This window comes from Leeuwenhoekiella sp. A16 (assembly GCF_047946675.1).
In the GTDB taxonomy this organism is placed as follows: Bacteria; Bacteroidota; Bacteroidia; order Flavobacteriales; family Flavobacteriaceae; genus Leeuwenhoekiella.
In genome coordinates, this window is the sequence record NZ_CP172313.1 from 3,471,519 (window position 1) to 3,492,190 (window position 20,672).

Consider the following 20,672-nt stretch of genomic DNA (forward strand, 5'->3'; position numbering starts at 1 on the left):
GGAAAACTTTATAAAATAATATATCTTTGAGCAAATTATTTTGATTTAAGATTAATAACACCCCCCTTGAAGCAAGGCCCTCCTAATACTGATGATCTTTCTAAAATAAACCAGGCAGATCTGCATAAACTGCTTGATCAGGTTGATGAAATGATTTATCAATACAGATTCAACCCCGAAGATAATACATCTTATTTTCAATATGCCAGCAGAAGTATCATAAACATTTTTGAAATTACTCCAGAAGACGTTAGTGATACTGCAGAACCACTTCTTGCCAGAATTCATCCTGAAGATCGAGAAGAAGTTTTAGCAGCAATGGAGGAGGCTAAAAGTAAACTCCTGAGTTGGGATTATGAATATCGTGTTCTTCTGCCTAAAAAAGGAGAACGCTGGGTGAGAGGTAAAAGCCACCCAGAACCTCAAGCAGACGGCACAATCATTTTTAGAGGCAGCGCCCTTGATATAACAGATAAGAAACGCATCGAGATCGAATTATTTGAGAACAAAGAGCGTTTAAGATTAGCGGTTGAAAGTTCACAGGATGGTATCTGGGACTGGAATATTGAAACTAACAAGGTTTTTTACTCAAAAGCTTCGCAGAATATGCTAGGCTTAACTCAGGAAGAACTTGAAGGAAATTCTGAGGCCTGGAATGAGCGTGTACATCCTGATGATCAAAAAGCCTATTATGACGATATAAAAAAACACTTTAGAGGTGACACGCAATTTTATATAAATGAACATCGCGTAAAGCGAAAAGATGGTAAATACATCTGGATATTAGACAGAGGTAAGGTCATTAAGTGGAATAAAGACGGGAAGCCCCTGCGTGTAATAGGCACACATTCTGATATTACAGATCTAAAACAAAAGGAAGCAGACGCCATAAAAACTACAGGTATTGTTGCAGAGCAAAACCAAAGACTGATGAATTTTGCTCACATTGTATCTCACAACTTACGCTCACACTCCAGTAATTTTGAGTCTTTGCTGGGTATGATGGATGTTGCAGAGAGTATGGAGGAGAAGATGGAGCTTATTGATTATGTAAAAAAGGTTTCAGACGGATTATCTGAAACTATCATGCACCTCAATGAAGTTGTTTCTGTGCAAACAAATGTCACGCTTGAGTTGAAAGATCTCAACCTGCATGATATAATCGAGAAGACGAGATATATTCTAAAAGCTGATATCAATAGGAAACATGCAGATATAACTAATACCGTTTCAAAAGATATACTGGTACGTTATAATCCCGCTTATCTGGAGAGCATAATTTTGAATCTTATATCTAATGCTTTAAAGTATTCACACCCAGATCGCGATCCTGTTATAAAACTGGAAACCAGAACTCTTGATAATTTTCTTGTATTAAGCCTTAGAGATAACGGTAAAGGTATTGACCTTGATAAATACGGGAAGAATATTTTTGGTATGTATAAAACCTTTCATGGCAACGATGACGCTAAAGGTATAGGTCTTTTTATCACAAAAAATCAGGTGGAAGCCATGGGTGGTGAAATCAATGTCACCAGTGAAGTAGGGAAGGGGTCTATTTTTGAAGTGCTTTTTAAGCTCTAGATTGTGGCCGATTAATTAACAGATCGATTTTCTATCCTTTTAATTTTTTAGACGCAGAAATGGTGTAGCTTTGCCGCTTCTTAAAAAAGACACCCATGAAGCGTATCTCAGCCTACCGCAAATTATTTAATAGTGAAGCCAATACAGATCTTAAGCAGCTTAAAACTACTTATAGAAATCTTGTAAAAGAATGGCATCCTGATAAATTTCAGGAAGGCGATGCTAAGCGTGACGAGGCTGAAGTAAAAAGTCGTGAGATTATAGACGCATATCATTTTCTGGTAAGTATCGCTCCCGAAACTAAACTGGCTAATGCCGAAACATACCAGGCTACAATTAATGAATGTGGTATAGCAGATTTTAATCATAAAGGTTTGCTTCTTGATATCACATTTACAGACGGTACTACTTATGAATATTTTGGTGTTCCAAAAAATATTTTCATTAAACTTATAAATTCTGATAAGCAGGTACGTTTTGCTAAGCGCAATATTTACAACAACTATCTTTACAGAAAGTCTAAAAAATCGCTTCAGGAAGCTTAAAATCGGCTGTTTTAGTCAAAAATTCGTCAATATAATTGATGCGTTTTAAGCAGTCTATTTCTGTATTATGAATAAAAAGGCAGTTTATGCAGTAATTCTTTGTGCTCTTATTGCGGGCTCAAACGGCATTCTCATAAAAAGTATGCCCAGCATGTCTACCGGTCTAATTGCTTGGTTTAGAACTGTTGTGCCGGTGCTTTTTCTGCTTCCCGCGTTATGGCGAAATCAAGAACTGAAGATTGAAGGCAACTATAAACATATGTTTCTTGCCTCTGGCATTAATGCCATACGCATGTATCTCTATCTGGTGGCATTTATTTACACTTCTATAGGTAATGCAGTGGTATTATTTTATACCTATCCGCTTTTTGTAGCAGCTCTTGAGATCATATTTCATAAAAAGGGTATAGGGAAAAAGCAACTTATGTTCATGCTTCTGGCTTTTTTTGGTATTTTAATTACCTATGCCGGTAAGAAATTTAGCTTTCAGTCAAATGATTTTATCGGGATGTTAGCGGCGATAGGAGCATCTATAGGTTATGCTATCACGGTTATTATGTTTAAGACAGAAACCCATAATTATAGTAAAAACCAGCTCATAGTTTATCAAAATATAGCGGGTGCCGTTCTTTTCACTCCTTTTTTAATTGCTTTGCCAGATGCAAAACCAGAAGAGTTAGGTATTGGGCTTATTTATGCGTTTACTATAGGTGTGATCGTTTTTAAATTGTTCTTTTTTGGTCTTAAATATTTATCGGCTGCGACTGCAACTTCACTCATGTATTTAGAAGTGGTGAGCGCAATAATTCTTGGGTATTTAATTCTGGGTGAAAGTCTTACGTTAAATACGATAATAGGAGGCAGCTGTATTTTAATTAGCAGTTTTTATATTTCCAGATTAAATCGAAAAGCTGAAAGCGCAAAATAAGTCAATAAAGCTAAATAACAATGTTTTACGATTTTATGATAGAATATCTTTTATTAGTTGTAGCTTTGCCAAGTAAATTGATTCAAAGGTATCTTTAGTAAGAGACACTAATTTGAAAATTTGCGGCAATAGTGCAATACATTTTATAATCGCGGTATAGGAATAAGCGACGTAAGTTTTAAGTCTAGGTTAGAAGTTCAATCATAACCTTTAGTCCTCAAGAATTCTTCTCAGTTTCCACAAAAAATCAGTTATAGAATATAGGCAAGTCTGGAAAACCTCCCAATTTAGTTTAAAAATCGGGTAAAACCAGTAATAATCAGACAAATTACAGCTAATCGTAATTACTGATTACCAAATAAATAGAAATGAATATTTTTAAAGAGTTTATAAATAAATTAAGTAACAATAGAGTAAAAACAATGAAAGAAGGTACAGTAAAATTTTTCAATGGGACTAAAGGTTTTGGTTTCATTAAAGCCGAAGGATCTAACGAAGATATTTTTGTGCACGCAAGTGGACTTATAGACGAGATTCGTGAAAACGACCGTGTTGAGTTTGAAACAGAAAGAGGTAAAAAAGGAATCAATGCAATAAACGTAAGAGTTATTGACTAATTCTTTTTGCAAGATTTAATAAAAAGCCATCTGAAAAGATGGCTTTTTTTATACATTAAAAATACATTCTAATTTCAGAAAAGCAAAACGAATTACAATTTTGCTTTTCTGTATTACTAAGTTACTGCCCATTTCTGTAGCGTTCTATAATAGATTTTATTCCACGTAAGGGGATCAATGTCCACTTAATGCGATTGTTCAACTCATAATTAAGTTCGTAAACCGCTTTTTCAAGCAGAAAAGTATCTAACAAAATATTGTAATCTTCCTGTTCATCTGGCATAAAGTTACCATCGCCCACATTGTTTAAATATCCCTGCAAGAACATGCGCGTGATGTAATAATACCAGGATTCTGCCCATTTTTCGAGATTGCCTTCTTTACGTTGCTTGTCAAATTCATGTTCTGAAATACTGCTGTAAGCAGCATAATGAAATGATCGTATCATAGCAGCAACGTCACGCAATGGTGATCGCTTTAATCTGCGCTCACTAAAGGCACGAGCCGGCTCACCCTCAAAGTTTATAATTACAAAATCTTTACCGGTCCAGAGTACTTGATTTAAATGAAAATCACCATGTGTTCTTATTTTAAGAGTAGGTATTTTGTGGTCAAAAACCCGCTTAAAACAGTCTAAAACCTCACTGCGCATGGCTAAAACCTCCTCAGCTTCATTTTGTATCTCTTCAGGAAGATTTTTAAGGTTTTTAGAGAGATTTTCAAAAGCGCTGCGCGTTAGACTTTGTAACGATGAGAATAATGACCGCTGATAATGCAGCGAGAATTCTTCATGTTCAAAATCTTTCACTTCTGTGTGAGAAGCAAGTGCTGTATGCATTTCTGCACTGCGCTGGCCTAAAAGTGCTATACGCTCTGGAAAAATACTGCCCATAAGCATTTGCATATCTTCTGGTATTTCATCAAATTGAATAGGCTTGGTTAAATTGTTCTTTACTGGTTCCAGCTTTACTTCACGGGCCCGCGTTAATACATTATCAAAATATCTATGTAAAGCATCTTTAGCATAATCCCACGCATTGCCCTGGTTAGAGACAAGATCCTGAACCATTGCCAGAACCACCTTGTTACGAGCTGCTGTATTGTATTCTATTGAACCTACAAACTTGGGAGCATTTTTAAACTGCGCTGTCTCTGATAAGAATTTTGTTATTTCCAGATCTGGATTTATAGTACTGTCAAGTCTTCTATAAAGCTTGAGAAAATATCTGTTGTCATAAATTATAGATGTATTACTTTGTACAGAATCAATTAAACGCGAATTGAGATCATTTACATGAAAGGTTGCCTGTTCTTCTCCTTTTTTAAATATCAATGTTTCGCTTGCAGTATGTAAACGCTTGCTTTTCTGAATATTCAAAAACAAGGTATTTCTATAATTTTCAGAATAAACTGCATCAAAAAGAATTCCCTCATCGTTCTCAAGAGATAAATTAGCAATTATTCCCTTTTTAGGAATTTCGCGTATAGCTTCCTCTCTCGTTTTTGATAGAAAAGCAACCGGAAGCTGGTAATTTTCGGGTAAACCGTCATTATAAACCACTTCAATTATCATTAGATAAACTTGCAGGTTTTTAACGGGTATCGTTCTAATATTGGCGACGGCCACACTTTGTATAACACGAGAATTTCCTTCAAACCAGCTGCAGCTTTTTAAGTAAGGTGTAATAATTTTACTCTCAAGTTTCTTTTTGGTCTTGCTCTCTAATAAATCTGGCCAGTCTTTGATTTTGAGCGTTGGCATAGGGCTTTCCTCAATACGGCTATTCTCTTTTTCTAATGAAAACCAATAGTAACCATGGGGCGCCATTGTGAATAAATAGGGGTCTTCTGTAATTCTGGGAAATTTATTATGGCTAAACACTTCTACGGGAACATAGTCTTCAAAACCTTCTAATTCCAGTTCTACTGCCTGAGAAAAGCGCGATAAATTACCTAATACCAAAATATCTTCATCCTGATAACTTCTTGTATAAGCAATAACCTTAGAATTAGATGGCGATAAAAATTTAATATCACCACGGCCAAAGGCCTTGTAACGCTTACGCATCCCAATTATACGTTTCATCCACCACAGCAGTGAGGATGCGTTCATTTGCTGCGCTTCTACATTTACAGACTCATATTTATACTCCGGGTCAATAATAGTAGGCAAGTATAACTTCTGCGGATTTGCCATTGAGAAACCGGCATTTCTGTCGGCCGTCCATTGCATAGGTGTGCGCACTCCGTCACGATCACCCAGATAAAAATTGTCTCCCATACCTATCTCATCACCATAATAAAGAACTGGTGTTCCCGGTAGCGAAAACAGCAAAACGTTCATCAACTCGATCTTATTCCTGTTGTTCTCAAGCAAAGGGGCAAGGCGGTGACGAATACCTACATTTATTTTAGCCTGAGGATCTTTGGTGTAAACCTTATACATGTAATCGCGTTCTTCATCTGTCACCATCTCGAGTGTAAGTTCGTCATGATTACGCAAAAAGATCGCCCACTGGCAGGATTCCGGTATATCTGGAGTTTGATCAATAATGTCAATAATAGGATAGCGGTCTTCCATTTTTACCGCCATAAACATACGCGGCATAATAGGGAAGTGGTAGTTCATGTGACACTCATCACCTTCACCAAAATAAGCTGCAGAATCTTCAGGCCACATATTTGCTTCAGCGAGAAGCAGTTTATTATCATGATTCGCATCAATATGAGCACGTAATTTTTTTAAGAAGGTATGCGTTTCGTCAAGATTTTCACAGTTGGTATCTTCTCTTTCAAATAAATAAGGTACTGCATCAAGACGGAAACCATCAACGCCTAATTCACACCAGTAATCCATTATTTTAAAGACCTCCTTCTGTACCAGCAGATTATCGAAATTTAAATCTGGCTGATGCGAAAAGAACCGGTGCCAGAAATACTGTTTCGCCACAGGGTCCCATGTCCAGTTAGAGGGTTCTGTATCAGTAAAAATAATACGGGCATCTTTATATTTTTTAGGATCGTCTGTCCACACATAATAATCTCTTTCAGGTGAGCCAATGGGAGCTTTACGTGCTCGCTGAAACCATGCATGTTGATCTGATGTATGATTTATAACCAGCTCTGTAATTACTTTTAATCCCCGTTTATGTGCTTGCTTAATGAGTTTTTTAAATCCTTTTATATTACCATAGGATGGGTTAATACTATAATAATCTGCTATATCATAGCCATCATCGCGCAACGGAGAAGGATAAAAGGGCAAAAGCCAGATCGCTGTAACACCCAGATCTTCAAGATAATCTAGTTTTTGTAATAGACCGTCAAAATCGCCTATACCGTCACCATTACTGTCGAAAAAAGCTTTAATATGAAGTTCATAAATTACGGCATCTTTATACCAATGCACGTTCTCGTCTATGCTTGCAGATGTACTCATAAATCTTATTGTGTTTAAAACCTGAAGGTTAAGAAATCAATTTCCTTAAAGTTACAGAAGCCTGAGGTATTGAAAAATTAAATAACAAGAATTAAACATTTCCCCCCTAATTTTTACGAATAAGCGTAAAGCACAAGTAAGAGTGCCGGTAAGAAAAGTAGGATGAAAAAGAGGAAAATTAAAAAGCTAAAATTGAAAGTTAATCTGCAGATTCTGTTAACGCTAAAATATCTTTATTCTCCAGTATTACATTTTTTCCTTTTAAGAAACCGGCATTAAAAATAGCCAGACCTAATTCTGTTGAGCGTATACTGTATTTATTGCCAAACATTTTAAGCAAGGGGTATGCTTTACGCATGATCTTATAACTTGAGTTAGGCTCTTTTCTTTCTTCTACGGGATAAATATTGCCAGGTCTAAAGATGTACAGGCTTTCAAGATCTTTACTGATGAGATAATTTTCTGCCATGCCTTTATATTTTGCAAATGGCATCCTGCTTTTTTCTTTTTGATCTGCACCAGCACCACTCAAAAAACAAACATGTGCTTCAGGACTCATTTTGTTCAGGACATCTATAAAAGATACTGTATAATCTACAGTTATCTGCTTAAAGAGCGCATCTTTTACCGTACCAGAGTAAACTCCCAGACAGAAATAAGCAATATCAATATCTTCAAAATCGGTTTTATGAGTAGAAAAATCGGTGAAATCAGTAACAATAACCTCCTTTAACTTGGGGTGATTTATTCCGCTTGAGCGTCGAGTTAATGAAATTATACGAGTAATTCTAAAAGATTCTAAACAATGCTGTAAAACAATATTCCCTACCATCCCGGTAGCACCTGTAATCAATACGTTCTTCATAAGTGGTAGCGTTTATCAGCGAAGATTAAACAAATAGGATAATATTAATATTTTCGAAAGCAAAGTTAGAAACACTATAAAATCCGGAAAATTTGAATCTCAATTGATAAGTAAATCTATACTAATTAATAACTGTAGGCAAGAGCGGATTTTCTTATTTCAGCATAGAATTATGAGATCAATTCAACGTACTTTCTTTGAAATGATTTGATCACTTTAAGTTTCAGAATGTTAAACCTTTGGGTGTAATTAAATAAAATAATATCAAAATGTAGAGATTCTCTTTCTTTATTATATTATTGCCAATTAAACCCTACTTGAAAAATATAAGATACGCGTTACCGTTTTTAACGGATATGTGTACATAAACTAATGATCTTCAGGTTACTTCTTATATCTGTTTTTTTTATCTGTCAACTTAATTATGGGCAATGTCCCGAGGGCAGTATACGCCTGTCTTCTCAAGCCGAAGTTAGCAACTTTGTATCATCACATGGCAGTTGTACAATGCTTCCGGCTAATTTGATCATTGAAGGAGCAAATATTACAGACATTTCAGGAATTCAGAATATTCAAAATATAGAAGGTCATTTATTAATTAAAGAAACTTCGCTCACAGATATAAGCAGTCTTAATTCGCTAGAGGCAGTAAAAGGAAGATTATTTATTGAAGACAATCCCCTTCTGGAAGAAATCAATCTTTCAAATATAGAAGAGATAGGCAGGCTTAATATTGAAAATAACCAAAAGCTCACCAGCATTAGCGGCTTTGATAAACTAGCTTGTACCAGCCAAATGGAATTCTCTTATAATGAGCAACTACAATCAATCAACGGTTTTAATGCAATTAGTTCTGCTGGTGTATTTCAAATAATTGAAAATCCTGATCTGCAGCGTGTAGAAGGATTCAGCAATCTGGCGGAGGTAAGTTCTGTACTTTATATTCATCAAAATCCGGAATTATTAGTTATTCCTGCTTTTAATGATCTTCAGAAAATAGAAGGTTTAAGAATATCTTACAATCAAAAACTTACAACATTTGGCGAATATCAAAATCTCAAAAAAGCCAATTACATTCATATAGAATACAGTGGCAACAGTAATACCACTCCCTATTTTTCATCTTTTGATAATCTAATAGAAATTAATTCTATTTCACTTAGATATTTAGGAATAGAAAAGATAGACGCTTTTAAAAATGTATACAATCTTGGGGATCTTACTTTAGAAGGGATGGCAAATCTTACAGATTTTAATGCTCTTAATAAAGTTGATCATATTCTTTTTGCAACCATAAGAGAAAATGCCGGTTTGATTTCTTTTAATGCATTGCAAAACCTGAAAGAAGTTGCCTTTTCAATTCTTCTATATCAAAATACATCGCTTGAAACAATTGATGGATTATCTAAACTCGAAAAAGTAGGTTACGAGCTTCAAATTAGCTCAATGGATAAACTTAAAAATCTTGATTTTCTAAACAAGCTGCGCAGTGTGACTAATAGTTTGTCGATACAATTTAATATGTCGCTTACAGATTGTTCTGGTTTAAGCAATTATCTAAATTATGGTAAACAGCCTATTTTTTTAACCATTAGAGATAATCTTTTTCCCTGCAATACTTCGGCTGAGATAGCCGCAAGAGGAGATAATGATGGTGACGGTATAGCAGATGCTGTTGACCTCGATGATGACAACGATGGTCTTACAGATCTATCTGAACAAGATGGTGACCCTACACGTGATTCAGATCTTGATCTGCTGCCAGATCATTTAGACCCAGACAGTGATAATGATGGCTGTTTTGATGTGTTTGAAGCCGGATTTTCTGATCCCGATGTTGATGGCATTTTAGGGAGTGGTAAGCCTAATGTTGATTCTGATGGTAAAGTATTAAATGAACCTAGTGGTTACAATAAACCTGCAGATGTAAATCTCAATGCAGTGCCAGATTATCAGGAATATTGGCGCACACCTTTATATAATTTACAGCCGCAATCAGTTGAGATCGTATTGGGGCAATCTGCCACATTTACAACAGAAGTAGTAAATGCATCTGTATTGCAGTGGGAAAAAAGTACAGATGCCGGCAATAACTGGATTCCTTTAATTGAAGACGCAGGTTACTCAGGTGTAAACACGCAGGAGCTTACGGTAACAAATCCATCAATTGCAGAAGATCTTAGTCTGTACAGATTACGCATTTCTAACCCGGCCAGTAATTGCTATACACCCAGATCTTCTAATATTGCAACGCTGTCTATACAGTTACCGGTAAATGCGACAGCGGGTAATGATACATCTGTTACAATTTGTAAAAATGAAGAGCCGATAGATCTATTTTCGCTTTTGCCTGGGAATCCTATACAGGGCGGAACATGGTACCCCTTTCTTCAGGGGAAGCAAGGTTATTTTGATCCTGCCTTAGATGAGGCAGTAACATATACGTACACCGTAACAGATGCAAACTGTAATGTCGCTGAAGCCAATGTAGCCGTTAATTTGAGTACGTATAAAAGCGCAGGTGAAAATGGCGATCTAACGACCTGTACATCAAATACGCCTGCAGATCTTTTTGAAAGCCTTAATGGTAATCCTGAAACCGGCGGAATATGGACACCTACTCTTAGCAGCGGAACCGGTATTTTTGATCCTGCTGTCGATCCTGAAGGAATTTATACCTATACAGTTATAAATAATGGTTGTGAAGATACAAGTGCAACCGTAGAAGTTACACTCTTAGAAGGCAATCCCAATGCCGGCGATGATGGTGAAATAACTATATGTATAGAAGGTGAACCTGTTGATCTTTTTCAAATACTGGGTAACAACCCTGATGCAGAAGGTACGTGGTCCCCTCAATTAATATCTGAAACAGGCGTTTTTGATCCCGTAATTGAGGCACCGGGAATTTATAGGTATACTATAGACAGAGGTGCTTGCGGTATTGATGAAGCAACGGTAAATGTAATCGTTGAGCAATTACCCAATGCGGGTGTAAGCAGAACTTTTACGGTTTGTGAGGAAGAAGGTGTTATAGATCTCTTTACGCAATTAGATGGTATACCGCAGGAAGGCGGCGTTTGGTCTCCGGTTTTGGCAAGTGGTTCGGGGATTTTTGATCCTGCTTTAGATGCTTCGGGCGTGTATGTATATACTGTGAATAACAGTTGTGGAAGCGCTTCCGCGGAAATAGATATTACGGTCATACCAATTGCCAATGCAGGAGAAGATGCTGCAATTTCGGTTTGTAAGAATGGAGAAGCGCAGGATTTGTTTTTCGCTTTAAGCGGATCACCAGACGACAGCGGATTATGGAGTCCGCAATTATATAGCGGCACGGGTATTTTTGATCCCGCCATAGATGAGGCAGGTATTTATACATATACTGTTATAAATGGTAATTGTACACCGGTATCTGCACAGGTAACTGTAAATGTGGAAGATATAAGCGCTGCCGGTGAAGATGGGATTCTTGAGATATGCAATTCTGGTGCAGCCGTAGATCTTATGAATTACCTTAATGGTAATCCTGTTTCTGGCGGTACATGGTCGCCTGCTTTAAATAGCGGTGGTAGCATTTTTGATCCCTCGCGAGATACTGCAGCAAGCTATTTTTATACTGTAAATGATGGCCTTTGCGGCGAAAGCAGTGCCCGTGTAGATATCGTACGCAGTGCGGGAACACCTATTACCAATTTTGAAGTGAATGCGGGACAGCGATCAGGTTCTAATTTTATTGAAATTATTATAAATACACCGGGCGATTTTGAATACTCTTTAGACGATTTTTACTATCAGGAGGGCAATATTTTTAATGATATAGCAGGTGGAAATTATACAGTTTACGCTCGTGAAATAGGAGGTTGTGGCATTTTACGACAACGGGTTTCTATCTTTAGCTTTCCCCGGTATTTTACACCTAATAATGATGGCCGTCACGATAATTGGCAACCTCTGGGTACTTCAGATCAAAACTTCACTGTATTTATTTATGACCGTTATGGCAAATTATTAAAGCAGATCAACCAGATTTATGACTCCTGGGATGGCACATATAATGGCAGACAGCTTCCTGCAGACGATTATTGGTTTCATATAGAATTTGCAGATGGCAGTTCACAAAAAGGACATTTTAGTCTCATACGTTAAGAAAAAGCAGGCAAAAATTTTTATACATGTAAAAAATATTTTTGCAAAATTAAACCGTCTTATATTTATTTAATGCGCACATAAATGGGTTAAAATGACTAAAAATCGGTCTTTTTGTACCAATAATCGAATAAATTGCGCTTTCGTTAATTTTTTTTAAATGGTAATTTAATTGTCTATCTTTAATTATACAAGTTAAAGTACACTCCCCTTCAGCGTAAAAAATTAAATGAATAACAGCTCAATATATACATTGCATGCTAAAAAATTATACGGTACAAAATGTTTTAAATAACTCATCAGATGTTATTTTATTTATTAGTGAAGAAGGAGATATAATCTGGGCAAATAAACTAGGCCTTGAATTATTTGAGAGTGAGACTATCGCTTTTACAGACACAATGTTAGATGATGATATTCCTGAATTTGAACAACTCTTAACAAAAATAAAGCAGCCTAAAAACACTAACGAGTTATTTAGCTGTCGCCATCAGTTAGAGAGTGGTATCACTATATCTCTAAAGTGGTCGCTTGGGTGGGATTCAGATAAGCGATATATTATTTGTCTAGCAGCTGGTGGTACTAAAAGTATTGTAGAAGAGAAGCTTAGGTATCACTATATTTTTCAAAAAGATCCTTCTCCTAAGATCAAATACGATTCTAAAACACTTAAAATTATCGATCTCAACGATGCTGCTATAAGCGTATACGGTTATTCTAAAGAAGAATTTTTAGACATGACAGTGAAAGATATCTTTGTTGAAGATTCTGTCTTTGACTTTCTAAAAGGTCAGCGCGGCTTGAGTGAAAAACATTTTCCTTATCATCTTGGTGTATTCACGCATCATCATAAAGACGGGACTAACTTAATCATGGATGTTTCCGGCGGTATGAGCTCGTCAATAGAAGAGAGTATGATGTTATATTGCGTCGATATTACAGAGTCGCACAAAACATTACAATTTGAGCGTCTAGAGCGAAGAATTATGGAGCAGGCGATGGAGATAGCGCCAGACTTAAATAAAATTTTAGAAAATTACGTTCTGGGACTTGAGCAGATCTTCCCAGATATGAAGGCTTCTATTTTAAGTGTAAAAGACAATAAAATATATAATCTCGCTTGTCCTAATTTGCCTCAAATTTATAAACAAGCAATTGAAGGAGCCACTATAGGGCCCAAAGGTGGCTCATGCGGTACAGCAGCATTTCTTAAAAAACGTGTAATTGTTTCAGATATTAGCACAGATCCTCTTTGGGAAGATTATAAGGCGTTGGCATTGCCCGTAGGTCTGGCTGCATGCTGGTCACAACCTATTTTTAACTCAGAAAAAAATGTAATCGCAACATTTGCAAACTATTATGCTACGCCCAGAAAACCAACCCACAAAGAACTTTTGTTTTTTGAGCGCTCTTCTTCCCTCGTGAGTATAATACTAGAGAACTATAGAAATAGTATGGCAATACGCTCAAGAAATCAACTCTATAAATATGTACATCAAGCTACTAACGATGCCATTTATGATTATGATTTTATAAATGATAATATCAAGTGGGGGCAAAGCTTTCAACGTCTGTTTGGTTATCCTATATCCAATGATATTTATTCATTAGAAAGATGGAAAAAAATAGTTCATCCCGAAGATCTAACATTAGTCTTAGATTCTTTAAATCTGTTTCTTAATAATAGCTCTGAGAATCGTTGGACAGCTCAATATAGACTTAAGAAGGCAGATAGTACGTATGTATTTGTAGAAGCAATGGCCCTTGCAGTAAGAGATTCAAAGGGAAATGTCACTAGGTTAATAGGCGTCCTTACCGACATCTCAGAAAAATTGGCCTATGTTAAAACTGTAGAAGAACAAAATACCCGCTTACGCGAAATTGCCTGGGATCAATCACATTCTGTACGAGTGCCTGTAGCCAGACTTATGGGGCTGATAGATCTTATTAAAAACGGAAATATCTCGATGGCAGAAAAAGAAGATCTTCTTACAGATGTTCTCGACTCTGCCAAGGAAGTAGATAAGGTTATTAAATGCATTTCTTTAAAAACAAAATCACATAAAGAAACTGAAGAAATCGCCAAGCTTTTACAAGGTAATAAGTTGCTTAATTTTCAAGCCGATAATTAATAATATGTCTCAAATGTTATTAAATTCGCGAGGTTTTAAAATTTTATGAGTAATAAAGTATTGATTATAGATGACGATGCAGTAATTAGAAAAATACTTGCACGTATGCTTCAAATTACCGGGATAGCAAAAGAACCTATAAATCTGGTAGACGGGCTCGAGGCTTACAATTACTTAATTAGTGAAGAAAAAGCAATAAAATACACTCTATTTCTTGATATTAATATGCCAAATATGAACGGTTGGCAACTGCTGGAGAGGCTTAAAAGCGAAAATTTACTCGATAATAAATTGATCTATATTATAACTTCTTCTGTAGATCATAAAGATTACCAAAAAGCCGAAGCAAATCCGCATATAACAAGTGTGATCACTAAACCTGTAACGCTGGCAAAGCTCAAAGCATTAGTGACAAAATAAATACTCCTTAAAATTGAAAAATCGGGTAAAATAAGGCAAATATCGCCTCATTCTATCCGATTTTTCTTTCTGCTTTAAACTTTAAAATTGGTGACTATTAATCAGCCATCTCGTCTAATTTACTATTTGCAGATTTTTTTAGATCATCATATTTACCACTGATATTTTCTTCAAGATCCTGTACGGTATCTTTTATCTTCTTACCAGTATCATCAATTTTATTTTTCAGGTTTGCCTTTTCTTCCGGAGTCATATTCTTGTATTTCCAGAAAGCGAAAGCTCCTAATCCTATTCCTAATAAGGCTAAAATGCCTTTTCCATTCTTATTTGCCATGATTGATTGTTTTGTCATGAAGATAACCTAAAAATCGTGACTATGTTGTGTACAAATACACTTTAGGATTTATTTAATAGAAGGCTTAAGCGAAAAACAAATTTTGCTGATGAACTATTTAAACCCTATTTCTTCAAGCCCTTTGTGACTCACTTTGATGGCTTCAAGCGGTTCCATATTAAAGGTTTTATCTTGTTCTACCATATAATACTTCATCCCGGCAATATCTTTTTGAGCAAGAATGCTGGCAAAATCAATATGACCATTACCTACAGGTGCAAATCTACCTTCATCATCCATATCTTTTACATGCCACATTTTAAAACGACCAGGATATTTTTTAAAGTAAGCAATAGGGTCTTCATCTGCTTTTGTTACCCAGTAAAGATCCATCTGAAAGTTTACATAGTCAGGATTTGTATGCTCTAACATATAGTCATAAATCTTATTGCCATTTGCATCCTCTTCAAATTCAAAATTATGATTGTGATAAAGGAGTTTTAAACCTGCTTTTTTACACTTTTCGCCAAGCGTATTTAGAATCTTGGTCAGATTTTCTGCATCGCCTTTCATGCCCATTCCCGTGTCGCTATAAGTAAACAAACCCATAGGAGGTACCGGGATTACAAAATATTTAAAGCCTGCAGCTTTTACATCTGCTATCATAGCGTCTGCATTTTCAAGCGTTACAGTTCCCTGATGCGTGCTTATTGGGTTTAATCCCAGTTTTTTTAATTCTTTTTTAAACTCTTTAGGTTGCATACCATAGAATTTGCCGTCTTCATATCCGGCCGCTTCTATATTCTTATACCCTGCATCTGCCACGGCTTTAAGAGTAGCTTTAACGTCTTTACCCATATCATCACGTACGGTGTAGAGAGCCAGCCCTCCCAATTTATCTTGCGCTACGGCACTAAAGCAGCCGGCTAAAAAAAGGGCTACAAAAGCCAGTTTTAATGATAATCTGATCAATTTTGTATTCATAAGTTGTCTAATTTTTATTACTTCATTAAAAATAGTATATGTAAACAAGGAAATTGCCATTTCTGCAAAAAAAAACAGCTGGCTAAATAACCAACTGTTTTAATACCATTGTAAAGGATTTTTTGTCTGAAATGAATTCAGATCAATTTTATCATTTATACAGCTTCAGCTACATTTTCAAGTGCTTCGCGTAATTCTTTCGCAGCAGCGGCAGGATCATCTGCGCCATAAATTGCAGCACCTGCAACGGCAACAACTACCCCAGATTCTACAACTTTTGCAATATTATTTGCATTTACACCACCTGCGATAGAAACCGGTACACCAGCACGAGCAGCCTCATCAATTAAAACCTGGATAGAATAACCATCTGCCCATTGCTCATCAAGACCTGCATGTAATTCTACAAATTCAGCACCAAATTTGATTACTTCCTGAGCTCGTTTTACGCGATCCTGAACACCAATTGTGTCTACTACCACACCTTTATTGTGCGCTTTTCCTGCTTTTATTGCACCTTTTATAGTAGCATCACCGGCAGCACCTAATACGGTTACTAAATCTGCACCTGCTTTAAAAGCGATGTCTGCTTCTAACTCACCTGCATCCATAGTTTTTAAATCGGCAAAAACCAATTTGTCTGGATGAGCTTTTTTCATAGCAGTTACTACAGCAAGGCCTTCGTGTTTAATTAACGGAGTACCTAATTCAATAATATCAATATACGGTGCAACTTTAGCGGTTAGCGCTAGTGCTTCTTCTGTTGTTAATAAGTCAATTGCGACTTGTAATTTAGTCATAGCTTTCTTTTTTTATTAGTAATTATTTTTGTTATTCTAGGTTAGCGTGTCTTTTCCAAAGTTCTTCTGCGGGAGTTCCTTTCTCGTCCCACAAGGTTTGAAAAACGGCATCGCTAAGTAATAGTATTGCTTGTTCAAATAAGCTCCCTGCATATTGTGCAGAAATTGTTTTACCATGATCCTGCTTTTGGGCCGCAGTAATAATAACAACCAGATCAGAATTTTGAGCAAGGGGAGAAGAAGTTGTAGTAGAGTAGCTCACTACTTTAGCTCCTGCCTTTTTTGCTTTTTCTGATGCCGTCACCACAGAACTTGTAGTTCCTGAACCTGAAGCAGTAATAAGTAAATCTCCCTCTTCTATAGCAGGAGAAGTAGTTTCACCTACTACATAAACGGTAAAACCAAAATGCATCAATCGCATCGCCGCACTTTTCATGGCAAGTCCAGATCGCCCGGCTCCTGTTACGAAAATGCGTTTAGCTTCTTTTAAATAGGGAATAATTAATGAAACGGCATCAAAATCTATCTGAGTCAATAACTTACTTTGTTCGTCAAGAATAAGTTCATGATTCTTTTTTAAGTGTTTTGAAAGTTCTGCCTGAGTCATTGATTGCTTGCTTTGGTTACAATCAAAATTACGGAACAATTATGGCGAAAAGCCCGCTGACTCATTGTTATTATAAATAGGGCAATTCAGAAAAAATGTGTTAAATACAATACTGAATTACAGGAATTAAAATTCTTAAATATTTCAAAATGAAAATAAATAATATTAATAATTGAAAAACAGTACATTATGTTTTCGTTTATTGAAAATAACCCCAAAAAGTAATCTGATTTTTGAACGGTTTTGACCCTAAAATGACCGATTTTCAGAATATTCTTCCGATTTTTAACAAGCTAAATCCATTAATATAATAATCTCAAAAAACGGAAGCTTCGATAACCGATTTTATGGGTTAAAAGGGCGATTTTTAACACTGTCACAGCATGTTCACTATAGTATTGAATATTTACAAAAATGATTGCTATAAGAATCTTGTGATATTAGCAATATTCATATTCTGTATATCTTGCCAGGCACAAAACCTAAAACCAGAAACCAACTTTAATGACCAGAATAATACGGTAAACCTGTATGCTTTTGTTGGCAGGAAAATAAGCCTTACAGAGTTTGATCCCAACTTAAATAACAAAATCAAAATTTTAGACTCTATTACCGGTGATACTATAGTTCGTCAAAATTATGTGATGGATTATGCATTTAAGGCAAAATATGTTATAATTCAAAATGTTTTAATGATTTAGGTCAAGATACTGTAACATTTAATGTTTACAATCATTACGGAAGACCAGCTTTTGAGAATTATGATTATGCACTTTTATATATTTCTCTAAGTGAAAATGGTAAATATTACTTTCATCAAAAATATATATCAGATGAAGTTATAAAAGTGAAAAAGGATATTTATGAGGGGAAAGATGGTGAAAGTTTAAAGGACTTATTTAATGAAAAGAAAAACGGTGTTTTAAAAGCAAGAGGAATTTTTTAATGATATTTTAGTCCGTTAGAAGAATATATCTATTATCTAAAACAGGAAATAAGCAGTAAATAATGAAATGGGAAAACAGTATTGTCAAGAATTTTAAATGGGGCAGCGAGATTAAAAATAAGGCGGAAAAAGAGATCGTTGCTGCAAAAATTGCTACGTATGTTCAAAACGGGCAAACCATAGGTGTAGGTTCTGGCTCAACTGTATTTGTGTCACTCACTCATATAGCTGAAAAGGTTAGCGATAAAAAACTCGATATTAAAGTAATTCCCACTTCATTTGAGATCGAACTTGCCTGCGCGGCGCTTGGGTTGCGCATTACGACTTTAAAACAAGACAAACCAGATTGGTACTTTGATGGCGCAGATGAAGTAGACCCACAAAACAATCTTATTAAGGGCAGAGGAGGAGCAATGTTTCGCGAAAAGCTGATGCTGGTTTCAAGTACCAAAAACTATATAATTATAGATAAAAGTAAGATCGTGCAAAAGCTAGGCATTAATTTTCCCGTGCCGGTAGAGATCTATCCTGATGCTATTAATTATGTGCGTAATCAACTTATCTCTTTAGGTGCAAATGAAATTGAATTGCGTATGGCTTTAAAAAAGGACGGACCCATAATTACCGAGACCGGAAATTTTATACTTGATGTTCGCTTCCGCGAAATCGAAAAAACCTTAGAAAAGGAACTTAAAAGCATAACGGGCATCATAGAAACAGGATTATTTCAGGGATATGATGTCACCATTGTTGAGCCTTAACAGTGGGAAATTATTATGTTATTCTAACCTGAAACAATCGTTACAATTTAAAGTTTAGTTAAAGATAAATTTATATCTAAGCTATTGCTTAGTTTTGTTTCGGAATTTGAAGTTATGGCCAGATGTAAACAATATAACGAGGAGGAAGTCATAGAAAAGGCAATGAACCTTTTCTGGCAAAATGGTTATGAGACCACCTCCATTCGTATGTTAGAAAAAGAGATGGGCATTAACCAGTTCTCGATCTACGCTAGTTTCGGCAGTAAGCATGGTGTTTTTGTAGAAAGCATAAAACTGTACAGAAAGCAGTTAAACTCAATTAGAAATACATTAAAAGAATCTGAAAACGGCGTTGAAGGCATCAAAGAATTCTTTTATAATTTTTTAAAATTCACAAAGTATAAAGATGCACATAAAGGTTGCCTGGTCTGTAACACGATGAGTGAGATGGGCGAGAAAGCAGAACAAGACCTAATGGCAGAAATGAAAAAATTTACACAAGATCTAAGGGTGCTTTTTGTAAAGAATTTAAGCCAGGACGCCGGTAAATCTAAAGAAACAGTTGAAAGAGAAGCTAATTTTTTAATGACCGCTATGCTTGGTCTCTCCGTGGGTTCCAGATTTCTAGATCGTGAGCAGATCGATGATTATCTAGAAACAGCTTTTATTAACCTCTAAAATTTTTTACACCTAAACTAAGCATTTGCTTAGATATATAACAATCAATTAGAAACATTAATAATAAATAAATATGAGTATTTCAATTAAGAATAAAGTCGCACTGGTTACCGGTGCAAATAGAGGTATAGGCAAAGCTATTGTACACTCTTTTATTGAGCACGGTGCAGCTAAAGTATATTTAGCAGTTCGTGATACTGCTTCTGCTCACGAACTTGAAGAAAAGTACGGAGATAAGGTAGTTACCCTAAAAGCGGATCTTTCTGACGCTAATTCTATCACAAACTTAGCACAACAAGCTAAGGATGTTGATATTCTAGTAAATAATGCAGGTGTGGCCATGCCTTTGGCAACTATAGGTGCAGATGTAGAAGAAAGTTTAAAACGTCAACTTGATGTAAATGTATTTGGTTTGCTTCGCGTTGCTAATGCTTTCGCAGAAATTCTTGAGAAAAACAAGGGAGCTTTAGTTCAATTAAACTCTGTTGCATCAATTAAGAACTTTCAATCCCTTTCATTGTATTCAGCATCAAAAGCAGCATCTTATTCCTTAACTCAAGGCATCAAGGCAGATCTGGGAGCAAAAGGAGTAGCTGTTCTTAGCGTTCATCCTGGTCCTATTGCAACTGATATGGGTAGAGAAGCTGGCTTTGACGATGCTTCTGCACCATCTGTAGTTTCAGAAGGTATAGTGCATGCGCTGGAGACTGGGGATTTCCATTTATTTCCAGATGATATGGCTAAGCAATTTGAAAGTGCATATCAAAGTTTCTCTGATAATATCATTACAGCAGAACTTGCTTAAAGGAGTTTGAAGTGTATCTCAATAATCACGCTTCAGGCAGAATTACTGGCACACTTTATTAATATTCTTTACTAAGAG

The 20,672-nt window shown here is 36.0% G+C and carries 17 protein-coding genes; 11 read left to right on the forward strand and 6 right to left on the reverse strand.

From position 1 onward, the window contains the following. The first annotated feature begins 66 nt into the window (after nucleotides 1–66). The 4 genes from ACH3O9_RS15195 to ACH3O9_RS15210 all read left to right on the forward strand — a co-directional run bounded on the left by ACH3O9_RS15195 (nucleotide 67) and on the right by ACH3O9_RS15210 (nucleotide 3,674). Nucleotides 67–1,584, forward strand: a complete 1,518-nt coding sequence (locus tag ACH3O9_RS15195; RefSeq protein ID WP_416441937.1) for a sensor histidine kinase — start codon at nucleotides 67–69, stop codon at nucleotides 1,582–1,584. Between the two features lie 95 nt (nucleotides 1,585–1,679). Beyond that, nucleotides 1,680–2,129, forward strand: coding sequence for a KTSC domain-containing protein (locus tag ACH3O9_RS15200; protein WP_416441939.1), 450 nt, complete (start codon nucleotides 1,680–1,682; stop codon nucleotides 2,127–2,129). A 67-nt stretch (nucleotides 2,130–2,196) separates the two neighbouring features. Continuing rightward, nucleotides 2,197–3,057 carry a DMT family transporter gene (locus tag ACH3O9_RS15205; protein ID WP_416441941.1) on the forward strand — a complete coding sequence of 287 codons (861 nt, stop codon included), beginning with the start codon at nucleotides 2,197–2,199 and terminating at the stop codon, nucleotides 3,055–3,057. 422 nt (nucleotides 3,058–3,479) lie between these two features. After that, nucleotides 3,480–3,674, forward strand: coding sequence for a cold-shock protein (locus ACH3O9_RS15210; protein WP_416441943.1), 195 nt, complete (start codon nucleotides 3,480–3,482; stop codon nucleotides 3,672–3,674). A 121-nt stretch (nucleotides 3,675–3,795) separates the two neighbouring features. Here ACH3O9_RS15210 and treS read toward each other — a convergent pair whose 3' ends face one another. Together treS and ACH3O9_RS15220 are read right to left on the reverse strand one after the other, a co-directional pair. Beyond that, nucleotides 3,796–7,113, reverse strand: a complete 3,318-nt coding sequence (gene treS / locus ACH3O9_RS15215) for a maltose alpha-D-glucosyltransferase (RefSeq protein ID WP_416441945.1) — start codon at nucleotides 7,111–7,113, stop codon at nucleotides 3,796–3,798. Nucleotides 7,114–7,312: 199 nt separating this feature from the next. Beyond that, nucleotides 7,313–7,978, reverse strand: a complete 666-nt coding sequence (locus ACH3O9_RS15220) for an NAD-dependent epimerase/dehydratase family protein (RefSeq protein WP_416441947.1) — start codon at nucleotides 7,976–7,978, stop codon at nucleotides 7,313–7,315. A 372-nt stretch (nucleotides 7,979–8,350) separates the two neighbouring features. Between ACH3O9_RS15220 and ACH3O9_RS15225 the strand changes: the two genes are divergently transcribed. The 3 genes from ACH3O9_RS15225 (at nucleotide 8,351) to ACH3O9_RS15235 (ending at nucleotide 14,679) form a co-directional block, all read left to right on the forward strand. Further along, the gene (locus ACH3O9_RS15225; RefSeq protein WP_416441949.1) at nucleotides 8,351–12,127 is read left to right on the forward strand and encodes a T9SS type B sorting domain-containing protein; all 3,777 of its coding nucleotides are present in this window, start codon (nucleotides 8,351–8,353) and stop codon (nucleotides 12,125–12,127) included. Nucleotides 12,128–12,384: 257 nt separating this feature from the next. Beyond that, nucleotides 12,385–14,259 (forward strand): PAS domain-containing protein, encoded by a 1,875-nt coding sequence (locus ACH3O9_RS15230; RefSeq protein WP_416441951.1) that lies wholly within the window; start codon nucleotides 12,385–12,387, stop codon nucleotides 14,257–14,259. Between the two features lie 45 nt (nucleotides 14,260–14,304). Beyond that, complete coding sequence (locus tag ACH3O9_RS15235; protein WP_416441953.1) at nucleotides 14,305–14,679, forward strand: response regulator; 375 nt, start codon at nucleotides 14,305–14,307, stop codon at nucleotides 14,677–14,679. Nucleotides 14,680–14,776: 97 nt separating this feature from the next. On the opposite strand, the gene ACH3O9_RS15240 is transcribed toward ACH3O9_RS15235, so the two are convergent. From ACH3O9_RS15240 to hxlB, 4 genes are all read right to left on the reverse strand, one after another. Continuing rightward, complete coding sequence (locus ACH3O9_RS15240; RefSeq protein ID WP_416441955.1) at nucleotides 14,777–15,013, reverse strand: YtxH domain-containing protein; 237 nt, start codon at nucleotides 15,011–15,013, stop codon at nucleotides 14,777–14,779. A gap of 114 nt (nucleotides 15,014–15,127) precedes the next feature. Further along, entirely contained in the window at nucleotides 15,128–15,997 is an 870-nt protein-coding gene (locus ACH3O9_RS15245) for a sugar phosphate isomerase/epimerase family protein (protein WP_416441957.1), read from the reverse strand. A 155-nt stretch (nucleotides 15,998–16,152) separates the two neighbouring features. After that, nucleotides 16,153–16,797 carry a 3-hexulose-6-phosphate synthase gene (gene hxlA / locus ACH3O9_RS15250; RefSeq protein ID WP_416441959.1) on the reverse strand — a complete coding sequence of 215 codons (645 nt, stop codon included), beginning with the start codon at nucleotides 16,795–16,797 and terminating at the stop codon, nucleotides 16,153–16,155. A gap of 31 nt (nucleotides 16,798–16,828) precedes the next feature. Next, nucleotides 16,829–17,404 carry a 6-phospho-3-hexuloisomerase gene (gene hxlB, locus ACH3O9_RS15255; RefSeq protein WP_416441961.1) on the reverse strand — a complete coding sequence of 192 codons (576 nt, stop codon included), beginning with the start codon at nucleotides 17,402–17,404 and terminating at the stop codon, nucleotides 16,829–16,831. 383 nt (nucleotides 17,405–17,787) lie between these two features. On the opposite strand from hxlB, the gene ACH3O9_RS15260 reads away from it, so the two are divergent. The 4 genes from ACH3O9_RS15260 (at nucleotide 17,788) to ACH3O9_RS15275 (ending at nucleotide 20,594) form a co-directional block, all read left to right on the forward strand. Beyond that, nucleotides 17,788–18,105 (forward strand): hypothetical protein, encoded by a 318-nt coding sequence (locus ACH3O9_RS15260; protein WP_416441963.1) that lies wholly within the window; start codon nucleotides 17,788–17,790, stop codon nucleotides 18,103–18,105. 307 nt (nucleotides 18,106–18,412) lie between these two features. Next, nucleotides 18,413–19,111 (forward strand): ribose 5-phosphate isomerase A, encoded by a 699-nt coding sequence (gene rpiA, locus ACH3O9_RS15265; RefSeq protein WP_416441965.1) that lies wholly within the window; start codon nucleotides 18,413–18,415, stop codon nucleotides 19,109–19,111. 114 nt (nucleotides 19,112–19,225) lie between these two features. Continuing rightward, nucleotides 19,226–19,789 carry a TetR/AcrR family transcriptional regulator gene (locus ACH3O9_RS15270; RefSeq protein WP_416441967.1) on the forward strand — a complete coding sequence of 188 codons (564 nt, stop codon included), beginning with the start codon at nucleotides 19,226–19,228 and terminating at the stop codon, nucleotides 19,787–19,789. A 73-nt stretch (nucleotides 19,790–19,862) separates the two neighbouring features. Continuing rightward, nucleotides 19,863–20,594, forward strand: coding sequence for an SDR family oxidoreductase (locus ACH3O9_RS15275; protein WP_416441969.1), 732 nt, complete (start codon nucleotides 19,863–19,865; stop codon nucleotides 20,592–20,594). Nucleotides 20,595–20,672: the final 78 nt, after the last annotated feature.

What these genes read in the sequence shown, in the direction of transcription:
- ACH3O9_RS15200 (WP_416441939.1), top strand. Translation starts at nt 1,680, where the DNA reads ATGAAGCGTATCTCAGCCTACCGCAAATTATTTAATAGTGAAGCCAAT.
- ACH3O9_RS15205 (WP_416441941.1), top strand. Translation starts at nt 2,197, where the DNA reads ATGAATAAAAAGGCAGTTTATGCAGTAATTCTTTGTGCTCTTATTGCG.
- ACH3O9_RS15210 (WP_416441943.1), top strand. Translation starts at nt 3,480, where the DNA reads ATGAAAGAAGGTACAGTAAAATTTTTCAATGGGACTAAAGGTTTTGGT.
- treS (WP_416441945.1), bottom strand. Translation starts at nt 7,113, where the DNA reads ATGAGTACATCTGCAAGCATAGACGAGAACGTGCATTGGTATAAAGAT.
- ACH3O9_RS15220 (WP_416441947.1), bottom strand. Translation starts at nt 7,978, where the DNA reads ATGAAGAACGTATTGATTACAGGTGCTACCGGGATGGTAGGGAATATT.
- ACH3O9_RS15225 (WP_416441949.1), top strand. Translation starts at nt 8,351, where the DNA reads ATGATCTTCAGGTTACTTCTTATATCTGTTTTTTTTATCTGTCAACTT.
- ACH3O9_RS15230 (WP_416441951.1), top strand. Translation starts at nt 12,385, where the DNA reads ATGCTAAAAAATTATACGGTACAAAATGTTTTAAATAACTCATCAGAT.
- ACH3O9_RS15235 (WP_416441953.1), top strand. Translation starts at nt 14,305, where the DNA reads ATGAGTAATAAAGTATTGATTATAGATGACGATGCAGTAATTAGAAAA.
- ACH3O9_RS15240 (WP_416441955.1), bottom strand. Translation starts at nt 15,013, where the DNA reads ATGGCAAATAAGAATGGAAAAGGCATTTTAGCCTTATTAGGAATAGGA.
- ACH3O9_RS15245 (WP_416441957.1), bottom strand. Translation starts at nt 15,997, where the DNA reads ATGAATACAAAATTGATCAGATTATCATTAAAACTGGCTTTTGTAGCC.
- hxlA (WP_416441959.1), bottom strand. Translation starts at nt 16,797, where the DNA reads ATGACTAAATTACAAGTCGCAATTGACTTATTAACAACAGAAGAAGCA.
- hxlB (WP_416441961.1), bottom strand. Translation starts at nt 17,404, where the DNA reads ATGACTCAGGCAGAACTTTCAAAACACTTAAAAAAGAATCATGAACTT.
- ACH3O9_RS15260 (WP_416441963.1), top strand. Translation starts at nt 17,788, where the DNA reads ATGTTCACTATAGTATTGAATATTTACAAAAATGATTGCTATAAGAAT.
- rpiA (WP_416441965.1), top strand. Translation starts at nt 18,413, where the DNA reads ATGAAATGGGAAAACAGTATTGTCAAGAATTTTAAATGGGGCAGCGAG.
- ACH3O9_RS15270 (WP_416441967.1), top strand. Translation starts at nt 19,226, where the DNA reads ATGGCCAGATGTAAACAATATAACGAGGAGGAAGTCATAGAAAAGGCA.
- ACH3O9_RS15275 (WP_416441969.1), top strand. Translation starts at nt 19,863, where the DNA reads ATGAGTATTTCAATTAAGAATAAAGTCGCACTGGTTACCGGTGCAAAT.